The organism is Clostridium sp. (assembly GCF_040797585.1).
Taxonomy (GTDB): domain Bacteria; phylum Bacillota; class Clostridia; order Clostridiales; family Clostridiaceae; genus Clostridium_Z.
In genome coordinates, this window is sequence record NZ_JBFNEO010000073.1 from 1 (window position 1) to 12,220 (window position 12,220).

Here is a 12,220-nt window from a genome sequence, read left to right on the forward strand (position 1 = left end):
ATTTACATTTTGTTAATACATTTTGTAGAATTTTGTGATATACTATAAAACATAAAGCCAAATAAATATTTAACCCCTTATTTATATAACCCCTTTAAGATATTGGTACCCCGCCAATATCTTTTTTATGTTTAAAATTATATATAAATTGATTATAGATATTTCTGATAGATGACAGAATATGTATTTGAATATTAAAGTTCACAAAATTGATTATTATTAATATAATAAGATTATAGACAATTAAATATGTTATAAATACATTGAAAAAGGAAAGTAGTGTATTGGAAGGTTACAGAGAGAAAGCGGTGCTGAGAAGCTTTCACTGATAAGATATATGAAGTGCCCTTTGGAGTATAGGTCCGAATAAAGTAGGATACTACGGGTTCTCCCGTTAAAGAGATAGAGCATGATTGTGCTTGAAATAAGTGGGATTTTATATCTAATTAGGGTGGAACCGCGGAGTCTACATAGCTTCGTCTCTATAAAAAGAGACGGGGCTTTTTTGTTTGCAAAAATTTAAATAGGAGAATAAATTTTTGGAAAATTATATGGAATTTTCAAAGAAAAATAATTAATTGGAGGGGCTATTATGAGTTCTATGGAGTATTTCGATTATATAGCTAAAAATTGGAGTGTTGTAAGAAGTAATTATTTTGAAGAGAGATTAAAGTACAAAATACTATCAAAAGTAAATATAAAAGATAAGGTAGTGGCAGATCTTGGGTGTGGTAGTGGATTTTTATCCTTAGCATTGGCATTAGATGCCAGTGTGGTGTTTTCAATGGATCAATCAACAAATATGCTAAGGGAAGTTAGTAAGTTAGTAAAAAATAAAAATTTTTATAATGTTTATCCAATAAAGTCATTAATAGATAATTTAGTTCTTTTTGATGAATCATTGGATGTGGTTTTTATAAACATGGCTCTTCATCATATAAAGGATGCTAAAAAGGCTATTGAGGAAATGTATAGAGTAACAAAAAAAGGAGGGACAGTTATAATCTCTGATGTGCTTCAGCACAATGGACATTGGGCAAAGGAGGAGATGCATGATGAATGGTTAGGTTTTTCTAATGATGAAATAAGAGATTGGCTAGAGAAAGTAGGATTTAAAAATATATCTATAGAGAATACAGAATTAATGTGTAAAGGTTATTCAAGTAAGGGTGAATATATAGAAACAGGTATTTTCATAGCATCAGCAAATAAGGAGGATTAAGTTTATGAGAATTAAAACAGCTTTAATACATGGAGGAATAGATGGAGACGAATTTACAGGAGCAGTTAATATTCCTATATATCAGACATCTACCTATAAACAGGAAGAACTTAACAAAACTAAGGGATTTGAATATTCAAGAACAGGAAATCCAACAAGAGACGCTTTGGAGAAGCTCATAGCTGATTTAGAAGAGGGGGAAAGAGGATTTGCTTTTGCATCAGGAATGGCAGCTATAACAGCTATATTATCTCTTTTTAAAAGTGGGGATAAGATTTTAATATCAGATAATCTTTATGGAGGCACCTTTAGAGTATTAGATAAGGTTTTTAGTAATTTTAATATAGAATACTCTATTGTGGATACTAAAGATATAAGTAATATAGAAAAGGCTATAGATTCTAAGGTAAAGGGAATTTTTATAGAAACGCCAACAAATCCTCTAATGGATATAACAGATATTAGGGAGGTCTCTACCTTAGCTAAAGATAGAGGAATATTAACAATTGTTGATAATACTTTTATGACCCCATATTATCAAAGACCTCTTACCTTAGGAGCGGATATAGTAATTCATAGTGGAACTAAATATTTAGGAGGTCATAGTGATTTAGTTGCTGGAATTATAGTGGTTAAAGATAAGAATCTTGGGGAAAAGATTCATTTTATTCAAAATTCCACAGGAGGAATATTAGGACCTTTTGATTCTTTCCTTCTAATTAGAGGAATTAAAACCTTAGGCGTTAGAATGGATAGGCATAATGAAAATTCAAAAAAAATAGCAGCTTTTTTAGAAGAGAGTGAGGAAGTGGAAAAGGTTTATTACCCGGGACTTTCTAATCATCCAGGATATAGCATTCATAGATGTCAATCTAATGGATTTAGTGGAATGATTTCTTTCCTTATAAAAAAAGAATATGATTATAGAGAATTCCTTAGAAATCTTAAAATAATAACCTTAGGAGAAAGTCTTGGTGGAGTAGAATCTTTAATTTGTCATCCTTCTTCCATGACTCATGGAGCTATACCAAAGGAACTTAGAGAAAGTATAGGAATAAAAGAAAATTTATTAAGGCTTTCTGTTGGAATAGAAGATGTAGAGGATATTAAAGAGGACTTAATAAATGGTTTTAATGCCTCTAAGAAGAATAGAGATTAAGAGTTCTTAATTATATTATAGACTTTAAGATTAAAATTAACTTATTCATTTCTTTAATTTATGATTTAGCCTATAAAAAATCATATTTATAAACTAAGTTTAAATATTAAATTCTTATAGGAGTTATTAATATAATTAAGAAACTAACCTAAAAAATAAGATGTAAGGCAATAAAAAATCTTATTATAGAACAATACTTTAAAAGATTTACTTTATTCTATTAAAATTAATATATTTTAAAGTTTAAGTTTTCTATATTAGAAATTATTATTTTTAAAAGTTAAAGTAACACAGCATATTAAATTATAAGTCATATAAAGAAGGTGATAATACTATGGGTTATATAAATAGTATATTTGAAATTATAGGACATACTCCTATTTTAAAATTAAATAATTTAGATATAAAAGAAGGAGTAAATATTTTTGTAAAGTTAGAAGGACAAAATCCTGGAGGAAGCATAAAAGATAGAATTGGTATATATATGATAAAGAATGCAGAAGATAGGGGAGAATTAAAAAAGGGAGATACAATAATAGAAGCTACGGCAGGAAATACAGGAATAGGAGTAGCTCTAGGGGCGATAAATAGAGGATATAATGTAATCTTTGTAGTTCCAGAAAAGTTTTCAAAGGAAAAACAAGTGCTTATGAAAGCTTTAGGAGCTACCATTATAAGCACTCCAAAAGAAGAAGGAATTGAAGGGGCAGTAAAACGAGCTAAAGAACTTCTTAAGGAAATTCCAAGATCCATATCTCTAGATCAATTTAACAATTACTCAAATCCTAAATGTCATTATGAAACTACAGCACCAGAGATATATGAGGACTTAAAAGGAGAGATAGATTATTTTGTAGCAGGAGCAGGTAGCGGGGGGACTTTTACTGGTGTTTTAAAATATTTAAAAGAAAAAAATTCAAATATAAGTGGTATTCTTGCTGATCCCGAAGGTTCTATCTTAGGTGGAGGAGAGGAAGGAGATTATAATATTGAAGGCATAGGAAATAATTTTATCCCAGGAACTATGAATATGGATTATGTTGATAAGGTCGTAAAGGTTTCGGATGAAGAAGCCCTTGAAATGGTTAAAAATATAGCTTTAAAGGAAGGCTTAATTGTAGGAACTTCTTCAGCTGCTAATATTGTAGCATCCTTAAAGCTTTCAAGAGATATAGAAAAGGGAAATATAGTAACAATACTTCCAGATAGAGGAGACAGATATTTCACTAAAAACATTTATACTTTCAAAGAATAAAATAAAAGAAAAGTAACACACTAATAGTGAAAAGAGGGGTGAAACATATGACTAAAATGAGAGATACAAAAAACAATAGAAAAGAAGATGGAAGATTTAAAAAGAAAAAAATAAAGCATGATCCTCAGGCTGAAAGTGCAAGAGCAGTGTTTGGAGAACCAAGGGCTCATGAGTAAAAAAATAGGCTATCTAGAATTTAATCTAGATAGCCTATTTTTATGCATTAAATTCTAAAATGCTTAATAAACATATATAAAGAAACTTTTAGGAGAGAAGAAATTATATATATAAGAGAGTTGAGTTTAGGATATAGGATATAAAAGAGGGGGAGTTAATATGGATAAGTTTTTTCAAGTTTTTGCATTGGCGTTATTAGTGGAATCTACTTGGGAAACACTTAAAATGGTATGGCAGGAGGGGCATTTTTGTATAGACAAACTAGGGGTGTTACTTATAGGGCTTTTGGTAGCTTTTACTACGGGAATAGATATAATGAAAATAATAGGTATAAATATGAAGTTTAATATAGGGATTGTGTTCACAGGAATAATACTGTCTAGAGGGTCAAATTTTACTCATGATCTTCTAGTATCTCTAAATAAGGGAGCCTATAGAAAGTAATATATTCTTCAGATAATAGTAAATAGAAGAAAATTTAGATAAAATATATGAGTTATTAAAGGAATTACTCATATATTTTATCTAAACTAATCATCATATTCTAGTATTATTAGTTTTTTCAAAATAGACAGCTTATATAAGTTAATGGAGTGGAAGGGACTTTATATTAGATAAAGTCTCTCTTATTTTTCACCTATATTAAACCTGTTCACCATTAAGTCTCATGAGATTTATTTATATTAAATTCTTAGTTTCTTATAGAAAGGTAATTACAAATTATGTATAATAAATTAATTAGTATAGTTTTAATAAGCTTTAAGGGGGCGAAATAGTGCTAAGAGTTATAAGAGGAAATAAGAATTCAATAAAGGAATTAAGTGAATTTATAGGGAGAATCAATGAGTTTCCAGAAAAGAATATAGGTTATTTAGGAGAAAATCCATTGGAAATAGAAGATAGTTTAAGAGATTATTTCCCAGAAAATACCATAGAAGATTTTTTTGTTTTAGCTTATGAAGGTGAGAAATTAGTTGGGGTACTTGGAATGGATAATGATGAAGAGAAGGGAGTAGGTGAGGCTTTAGGACCTTTTATAGATTCTGATAATTATAAGGAAATAGAAACCATACTTTTTACTGAGATAGATAAGATTTTACCTACATCTCTTAAAAGAATAGATATGTATTTTAATAAGGAAAATAAGAGGTGTAAAGAGATAAGTGGAAAGTTAAAAGGAGAGTATTTAAAAGAGTTCTACTATATGGGGCTGAACAAAGAAGATTTTTTAAGTATAGGAAGCAAAGACGTTATTGAAGTAGGGAAAGATGATTATAAAGAATTTATAGAACTTCATGAAGAGATTTTTAAAGAACCTTATTATAGTGGACAAGATATTATTAATAGACTAAATGAGGATAGGAAAGTATTTATTTTTAAAGATGAAAACTTAAAGGGATATATGTATGTAGAGTATAATGAAGAATTCCAAGAAGGAGATATAAAATTTGTAGGAGTTAGAGAAGAATCAAGGGGACTTGGTATAGGGAAGAAATTGCTGTCCTCAGGAGTTAATTGGCTTTTCTCTAATAAGAATTTAGAAGTTATAAATCTTAACACATCCACGGATAATAAAGCCTTTTATTTATATAAATCTTTAGGATTTAATACAGAAAAGATTCTTTACTATTATAAGGTGGATAGAAAAAATATTAATTTGCTAAGAGATTAATGTTAGATATGATACATCTAGAGATAAGCCCCATAGTAATTAAAACTAAATCACCATCTACTATTATTTAAAGGTGAGTTTAAAATGGTACATTTATATAAATATTTAACTAGCATAAAATGGAGTTTAAACAACCTCAATTTTTTGAATTATAAGAATTATAAAATAAGATGTTTGATAATTAGTTATAATAGATATATTATATAAATAGAATCTAGATATTTGAGAGGGGAGCTAACTTTATGATAAATGAAAGAATAAGTAAATTAAGAGACCTTATGAAGAAAGAGAATCTTTCAGCATTTATAATTCCTAGTAGTGATAATCACCAAAGTGAATATGTAGGAGATCATTTTAAGTCTAGAGAGTTTATGTCAGGATTTACAGGTTCTGCAGGAACCCTAGTAGTTACATTGAAAGAAGCAGGACTATGGACAGATGGTAGATATCATCTTCAGGCAGAAAAAGAACTTAAAAATACAGAAATTAAGCTTTTTAAAATGGGAAACCCAGATGTAATTTCCTACACTACTTGGATAAAGAATTCATTAACAAAAGGTGATACTGTAGGGTTTAATGGATTAGTATTCTCTGTAAGTCAATATAAAAATTTATGTAAAGATTTAAATCCTCTAGGTATAGAAGTTAAAGGAGTTTCAGACTTAATAGATGTAATATGGGAAAATAGACCAGCAATTCCTTGTAATAAAATTTTTGATCATGATATAAAGTATTCTGGAGAATCTAGAACGAGTAAGCTAGATAGAATAAGAAAAGTAATGGAAGAGAAGAAGGTTTCTAAATATGTTATAAGCTCTTTAGATGATATAGCTTGGGCTACTAATCTTAGAGGAAGTGATGTAAGAAACAATCCAGTATTTCTAAGTTATTTAATGGTAGAATTAGATAAAGCCTTATTATATATAGATAAATGTAAGGTTTCAGAAGAATTAGAAATTGTTTTAGATAAGGATGGAATTATTGTAAAGCCTTATGAGGAAATATTTAACTACTTAAAGGAATTAGATTCAAAGGAGTCTTTCTATTTAGATGGAGATAAGACCAATGTAGCTATATTTGAGGCTATAGGTAAAGACAAAGACATAATAGAGGATAGGAACATAACCACTGACTTTAAGGCTATAAAAAATAAGGTTGAAGTGGAGAACTTTATAAAGTGTCATATAAAAGATGGTAGAGCCATGGTTAGATTTATACATTGGTTAAAAAATAATGTAGGAAAAGAAGAAATAACAGAGATCAGTGCATCAGATAAACTAGAGAAGTTTAGAAGTGAAGAAGAAGGATTTATGGGATTAAGTTTTGATAGTATATCTGCTTATGAAGAGAATGCTGCTATGCTTCATTATAAGCCTAAGGAAGAGAGCAATGCAAAACTTTCTCCTAGAGGATTATATTTAATAGATTCTGGTGGACAATACTTAGATGGTACTACAGACATAACAAGAACTATAAGGCTTGGTGATATTACAGAGGAACAAAAGGATGATTTTACCTTAGTTTTAAAAGGACATATTGCTTTATCTAAGGCTGTATTTTTAAAAGGAGTTACAGGACATAGCTTAGATATATTAGCAAGAGGTCCTATTTGGGAAAGAGGATTAGATTATAGATGTGGAACAGGTCATGGAATAGGATTTTTCTTAAATGTTCATGAAGGACCTCAAGGAATAAGAAAAGAACAGAGCTCTGTTGTTCTTCAGGAAGGGATGGTTTTAACCAACGAACCAGGGATATATAGGGATGGAAAGCATGGTATTAGAACAGAAAATATTCATGTAGTTGAGAAGATGGAAGACAATGAATATGGAACTTTCCTAAGATTTAACACTATAACTTATTGTCCTATAGACTTGGATGCAATAAATAAGGATTTATTAAATAAGGATGAAATAGATTGGTTAAATAACTATCATAAAGAAGTTTATGAAATTCTTAGTCCTCTTTTAAATGAAGAAGAAAAGAGCTCACTAAAGGAATCTACAAGAAGTATTTAATATAAATATGAAATGATTAACTAAAAAAATCATAGGAACTTATTCCTATGATTTTTTCTTATATAAACTGAATTGTATTTATATCTAAATTGTAGGTTACATCTTTTCTTTCTACTATAACTTTAATTTTTTCTCTTACCTCATCGTTTTCCATTACCTTTCCTAATAACTCTTTAGTAGGATTTATACAATAAGGTATTCCAACGGATTTAAACATAGTAAAATCTCCTGAAGTATCGCCATAAGCATAGCTCTTTGAAAGGTCTAAGTTATATTTCTCTGTCATTTCTTTTATGGCTTTTTCTTTACATTCCGAATCCCACATAGGTACTATATCACCAGTGTAGTTATTTTCCTTATCTAAGAGATATATGGATCCTCTATAATCATCCATATTGTATTTTGCAGACATTTCTCTAACTAGTTCTATAGGAGAGCCAGATATAGCAATTACTACGTGTCCTTGCTCCTTATGCCATTTTATTCTCTCACGAGTAAAGGTATATACTCTATCACCTTTTTGTTCTATTACCTTTTTAGCTATATAGTCTATATGATATTTGTTTATACCCTTTATAGCTTCTATATAAATATCTACCATTTTAATTAGGTAAGCGTCATAATCTCCTTGTCTTTTATCCCATTTAAGAAAGGCAGGTCTAACTTCTCTATACCATTTAATTTCATCTACTAACTCATATTTAATTATCTTTTTAAAAACCTCGGTTATTAATCCTTCTCTATAGATTGTTCCATCAATATCAAAAAACGCTGCTGTATTTCCCATAATGTAGCCTCCTTAGTTTTTTATATGATATTGTATCACTTATTACCATAGGATTTCAAGAGTAATAATATATAATAAGATAAGTATAGAATTTTAAGTATTACACCTAATATTGGTTTTACCCCTTTTATTTAACCATTAAAGATAGGAGTATAATAAGTAATTCTAATATAAATATAACTACTATTGCTTCCATAGAAGACCCACCTACTTTGTTTTTAGCCATATTACCACCTCATTTGTAAGTATCTACAAAACAAGAAGTATTTATGCAATTGATAGTAGTTTTAAGTAATGAATATATTGAGGATAATTCTGCATTTAAAAAGTTAGTAACAGGGGAAAGGATAAATGTATAAATAAATGAAAGCTTAAAGCCCTTAAGTAAGATAATAAGATAGTTAAGATAATGAGGTACCCCTCTATGGACTTAGGTAAAATAAAAGATAAAGAAGAAAAAATTATTATAAAAATATGAAAGAACTTTATAAGATCTATACTAGCGTAAGTAAAGATGAAAAAGAGAAGATTAGTGAGATAGAAAAGATATTACTAAATGGTTGAAGTTTAGGAAAAGTATTGTATTAAATCCTTTAAATGCTTTATAATGTATATTAGTTACAAAAGAGAGGGGTTTAAAATATGAAAAAAATAATTAGTGTATTGTTAAGTGGGGTAATGATATTAGGTCTTACAAGTTGTGGAAGTACTAAAAAAGCATCTGATGGAGTTGCTACTGTATCAAGTGAAAGTTCTGAAAAGGAAAATGAAAAAGTTGTAGATGGAGTTAAGTTTACAATAGGAACGATATCTAGTGAAGATATAAAGGGAGATATGAATTCAGATGGTAGTATGAATATTGAGAAGGGTGAATATTTCCAGTTTGGTACTGAGGTAAAAAATGCATCTGACTATAAATATGTAGTTATAGATATAAAGGTTGAAAATACTACTGATAAAGTAGTTAAATTATTTCAAACAGGTTGGAATGCATCACTAAAAGATGGTTATGAATTAAAAAATATAAAAGTAACTGATAAATTAAATAATGAACAAGTACCTTCAAAATATGCTTTTGATGCACAAGTTAAAATACCAATGGAAAAGAATTTAAAAGCTGACGAAATTAAGTTAAAGTATAACTTAAAAGATTATAGTAATCTTCCTAAGGTTATTAAGGCAGCAGCCGAGGGTAAGACAAAGGAAGATATACAGAAGGAATACCCAGAGTTATACAAAGATAATTTTATTGATTTTGGAACATTAAAAATTAAATAAATTTAAAAAGCACTTACATTAGTAGGTGCTTTTATTATGTCTTAAATAGGGTGATTAATATTGAGGATATAAGATGTATTAATTGTAATCAGTTACTTAAATAATCTAACTTTCAATAAGTTCAATAAACTTCTCAGCAGCTGTGGACATAGAAATACCTTTCTTAGTTGCAACTCCTATGATTCTTTTAGGAATAGTCTCCTTAAGTTTAACCTCATATAATTGCTTTTCTTCTAATTCCTTCTCAATATAATTCTTTACTACACAAGCAGCACCTAATCCTATTTTAGCGAATTCAACTAAAAGCTCTACAGTGCTTAGCTCTATCTCAGGGGATAGTGATACCCCATGGGAATTAAAATAGTTATCTATACGATCTCTAGAATTACCGCCTTTTTCTAATAGGAGAATAGGAGAGCTTTCTATAAGTTTTGATAAGAATATTTGGGTTTTAGAAAGATGTTTATATTTTTCATTTACCACAAAGCAATCTTGAAGGTCTAAGGTTTTTATAATACTTAGAGAATCCTTCTTATTAATATCCATATTCAATATGCCTATATCTATTTCTCCGCACTCTAATAGTTCAAGAATCCTATAGGAGGATTCATTGGTAACATTAATTTTTATATTAGGATATAGCTTATTATATTTTTTTAGATGCTCAAGAAGGAAATACTTACATGCTGCATTACAAGCTGCTATTCTCACTTCACCAAAGGTAAGGTTTTTAAGTTCTTGAAATTTTCTTTCTCCTTTTTGTATAATCCCATATCCTTGTTCTACGTATTCAAATAATACTTTTCCTTCTAGGGTAAGCTCAACACCTCGTGGAGTTCTATAAAATAGTTGTCCTCCCAGCTTTTCTTCTAAGAGTTTTATAGAGTGACTAACTGCTGGTTGGGAAGTAAAGAGTTCCTTTGCAGCCTTAGAAATACTTCCTAATTTTGCAGTAGTGTAAAAAGTTCTGTAAAGTTCAAGATTAATGTACATATAAAATTTTAGTATACCTCCTATACTAGATATTCATTTTACTTATATATTTATATTAATTATAATTACTTCATGAAAGGTAATCAACAGATAAACATTAGGCAGTTTTACATAGTCTAAAAGAGAAATTGTACAAACTGTTTTATAAAAAATACATAATAAATATATATATGGAGGGATATTAATGAAAAAAATATGTGTATATTCTGGATCTAATTTAGGAGTACGTCCAGAGTATAAAGAAATAACTAAATTACTAGGAAGGGAATTATGTAAAAATAATATTGAGCTAGTTTATGGTGGATCTAAAATAGGACTTATGGGAGAAGTAGCCAATGAAGTTTTAAGAAATAATGGAAAGGTTACAGGGGTTATGCCTAAGGGACTTTTTTCAGGAGAGATGGTGCATAGAAATTTGACCAATCTTATTGAGGTTAAAGATATGCATGAGAGAAAACATACCATGGCTGAACTTTCAGATGGATTCATAGCTCTTCCAGGGGGACTAGGTACTTTTGAGGAATTATTTGAAGTGCTTAGCTGGGCACAACTTGGAATTCATAAAAAGCCTATTGGTATATTAAATATTTCAAATTTCTTTGATGATTTTATAAATATCCTTGAGAAATCATGTACTGAAGGATTTATGAAAGAGTCAAATAAGAAGCTTATATTATCATCTGATGATCCATCAATATTAATAGAAAAAATGAAAAACTATGTTCCACCTATAATGGAGACGAAATGGAGTCAATTAGTTTAGAGTAAAGTATTCTAAACTAACATATAATTTTTTACTATATAAGAAGCTTTAAAAAAGTTTGAAGTTAAATGATGGGGTTAAAATCAATGAAATCTTTATTACTAAGAGTTATATAGAGAATAATGAGGATGAAATAGATAATATTAATCATGTGAATAATTTACGTAGTAATGTAAATTCATAAAGATATAAAATTAAATGGTATCTTTATTATATTTTGGTATAGTTAGGTAGTCTTATATAGATGGCTTCAATATTTTAATGGTAATAAAGAAGTAATTTAGAACCAAAAGTTAATAAATATTAGAAATCCTTTTGTAGATGTAAGTATTAAAAAATATAACAAAGTAATAGACACATTTATATAATTTAAATTGTAAATAAATACATTTATAGTATAATATATAATGATGCATACTTCTAAAAAATTTGAAGAAAAGGTTATATTTAAGGGGGATAATGATGGGTAGTGTAACTTTATAAAAGTTTACAAAATAATCTTGAATTTTTATAATGTTAGCATTGTGATATATTCAAGAGGTGATTCTATGAAATATTATTCAATTGGAGAATTTTTAAAATTAATAGGAAAAACAACTCAAACATTAAGGAATTGGATAAAGATAATACTTTAAGACCACATCATACAACAAAAAGTGGTTATAGGTATTATTCACAAGAACAACTTAATCATTTTTTAGGACTTAAATGAGAATAGTAACCAAATTTTTATAGTTTTTAGTTGTAGATTGCAAGGAAAAAGAGACAATAGAGCAAAGAAGATGATTAAGGAGTTGTTGAAGGATGATACTTGCGAAGAAGATTAGAATTAGACCAACAAAAAAACAAGAGCAACAACTTTGGAAATCTGTTGGAACTGCAAGATTTATTTATAA

12 protein-coding genes, 1 pseudogene and 1 other annotated feature are annotated in these 12,220 nt (G+C 28.7%); of the genes and pseudogenes, 11 read left to right on the top strand and 2 right to left on the bottom strand.

Annotation, left to right across the window (positions count from 1 at the left end; translation table 11 throughout):
• Nucleotides 1-254: 254 nt before the first annotated feature.
• Nucleotides 255-487 (top strand) — a binding site (T-box leader).
• Nucleotides 488-592: 105 nt separating this feature from the next.
• The 7 genes from AB2369_RS06595 to AB2369_RS06625 all read left to right on the top strand — a co-directional run bounded on the left by AB2369_RS06595 (nt 593) and on the right by AB2369_RS06625 (nt 7,503).
• The gene (locus tag AB2369_RS06595; RefSeq protein WP_367665685.1) at nt 593-1,222 is read left to right on the top strand and encodes a class I SAM-dependent methyltransferase; all 630 of its coding nucleotides are present in this window, start codon (nt 593-595) and stop codon (nt 1,220-1,222) included.
• A 4-nt stretch (nt 1,223-1,226) separates the two neighbouring features.
• Nucleotides 1,227-2,381, top strand: coding sequence for a PLP-dependent aspartate aminotransferase family protein (locus AB2369_RS06600; protein WP_367665686.1), 1,155 nt, complete (start codon nt 1,227-1,229; stop codon nt 2,379-2,381).
• A 334-nt stretch (nt 2,382-2,715) separates the two neighbouring features.
• Nucleotides 2,716-3,636, top strand: coding sequence for a PLP-dependent cysteine synthase family protein (locus tag AB2369_RS06605; protein ID WP_367665687.1), 921 nt, complete (start codon nt 2,716-2,718; stop codon nt 3,634-3,636).
• 47 nt (nt 3,637-3,683) lie between these two features.
• Entirely contained in the window at nt 3,684-3,812 is a 129-nt protein-coding gene (locus AB2369_RS06610; protein ID WP_367665688.1) for a CPC_1213 family protein, read from the top strand.
• A gap of 160 nt (nt 3,813-3,972) precedes the next feature.
• On the top strand, nt 3,973-4,257 hold the full coding sequence (locus AB2369_RS06615) for a hypothetical protein (RefSeq protein ID WP_367665689.1): 285 nt from the start codon (nt 3,973-3,975) through the stop codon (nt 4,255-4,257).
• Between the two features lie 331 nt (nt 4,258-4,588).
• On the top strand, nt 4,589-5,485 hold the full coding sequence (locus tag AB2369_RS06620) for a GNAT family N-acetyltransferase (protein ID WP_367665690.1): 897 nt from the start codon (nt 4,589-4,591) through the stop codon (nt 5,483-5,485).
• Between the two features lie 242 nt (nt 5,486-5,727).
• Entirely contained in the window at nt 5,728-7,503 is a 1,776-nt protein-coding gene (locus tag AB2369_RS06625; RefSeq protein ID WP_367665691.1) for an aminopeptidase P family protein, read from the top strand.
• Between the two features lie 58 nt (nt 7,504-7,561).
• Here AB2369_RS06625 and AB2369_RS06630 read toward each other — a convergent pair whose 3' ends face one another.
• A complete protein-coding gene (locus AB2369_RS06630; protein ID WP_367665692.1) occupies nt 7,562-8,290 on the bottom strand; it encodes an HAD-IB family hydrolase in 729 nt (242 codons plus the stop codon).
• 642 nt (nt 8,291-8,932) lie between these two features.
• On the opposite strand from AB2369_RS06630, the gene AB2369_RS06635 reads away from it, so the two are divergent.
• Nucleotides 8,933-9,568 carry a hypothetical protein gene (locus AB2369_RS06635; RefSeq protein WP_367665693.1) on the top strand — a complete coding sequence of 212 codons (636 nt, stop codon included), beginning with the start codon at nt 8,933-8,935 and terminating at the stop codon, nt 9,566-9,568.
• Nucleotides 9,569-9,673: 105 nt separating this feature from the next.
• Here AB2369_RS06635 and AB2369_RS06640 read toward each other — a convergent pair whose 3' ends face one another.
• Nucleotides 9,674-10,561 (bottom strand): LysR family transcriptional regulator, encoded by an 888-nt coding sequence (locus AB2369_RS06640; protein ID WP_367665694.1) that lies wholly within the window; start codon nt 10,559-10,561, stop codon nt 9,674-9,676.
• A 184-nt stretch (nt 10,562-10,745) separates the two neighbouring features.
• Here AB2369_RS06640 and AB2369_RS06645 point away from each other — a divergent pair, with 184 nt between their 5' ends.
• From AB2369_RS06645 to AB2369_RS06655, 3 genes and pseudogenes are all read left to right on the top strand, one after another.
• The gene (locus tag AB2369_RS06645) at nt 10,746-11,324 is read left to right on the top strand and encodes a TIGR00730 family Rossman fold protein (RefSeq protein WP_367665695.1); all 579 of its coding nucleotides are present in this window, start codon (nt 10,746-10,748) and stop codon (nt 11,322-11,324) included.
• Between the two features lie 548 nt (nt 11,325-11,872).
• Nucleotides 11,873-12,151, top strand: a pseudogene (locus AB2369_RS06650) (MerR family transcriptional regulator).
• On the top strand, nt 12,129-12,220 hold a 92-nt coding region (locus tag AB2369_RS06655), incomplete at its 3' end, for a helix-turn-helix domain-containing protein (protein ID WP_367665696.1). The pseudogene AB2369_RS06650 and the gene AB2369_RS06655, both read left to right, overlap by 23 nt.

Bases quoted from the DNA above. Each gene is read 5' to 3' on its own strand.
- AB2369_RS06630 (WP_367665692.1), bottom strand. From the start codon at position 8,290: ATGGGAAATACAGCAGCGTTTTTTGATATTGATGGAACAATCTATAGA.
- AB2369_RS06595 (WP_367665685.1), top strand. From the start codon at position 593: ATGAGTTCTATGGAGTATTTCGATTATATAGCTAAAAATTGGAGTGTT.
- AB2369_RS06645 (WP_367665695.1), top strand. From the start codon at position 10,746: ATGAAAAAAATATGTGTATATTCTGGATCTAATTTAGGAGTACGTCCA.
- AB2369_RS06635 (WP_367665693.1), top strand. From the start codon at position 8,933: ATGAAAAAAATAATTAGTGTATTGTTAAGTGGGGTAATGATATTAGGT.
- AB2369_RS06615 (WP_367665689.1), top strand. From the start codon at position 3,973: ATGGATAAGTTTTTTCAAGTTTTTGCATTGGCGTTATTAGTGGAATCT.
- AB2369_RS06625 (WP_367665691.1), top strand. From the start codon at position 5,728: ATGATAAATGAAAGAATAAGTAAATTAAGAGACCTTATGAAGAAAGAG.
- AB2369_RS06610 (WP_367665688.1), top strand. From the start codon at position 3,684: ATGACTAAAATGAGAGATACAAAAAACAATAGAAAAGAAGATGGAAGA.
- AB2369_RS06600 (WP_367665686.1), top strand. From the start codon at position 1,227: ATGAGAATTAAAACAGCTTTAATACATGGAGGAATAGATGGAGACGAA.
- AB2369_RS06605 (WP_367665687.1), top strand. From the start codon at position 2,716: ATGGGTTATATAAATAGTATATTTGAAATTATAGGACATACTCCTATT.
- AB2369_RS06640 (WP_367665694.1), bottom strand. From the start codon at position 10,561: ATGTACATTAATCTTGAACTTTACAGAACTTTTTACACTACTGCAAAA.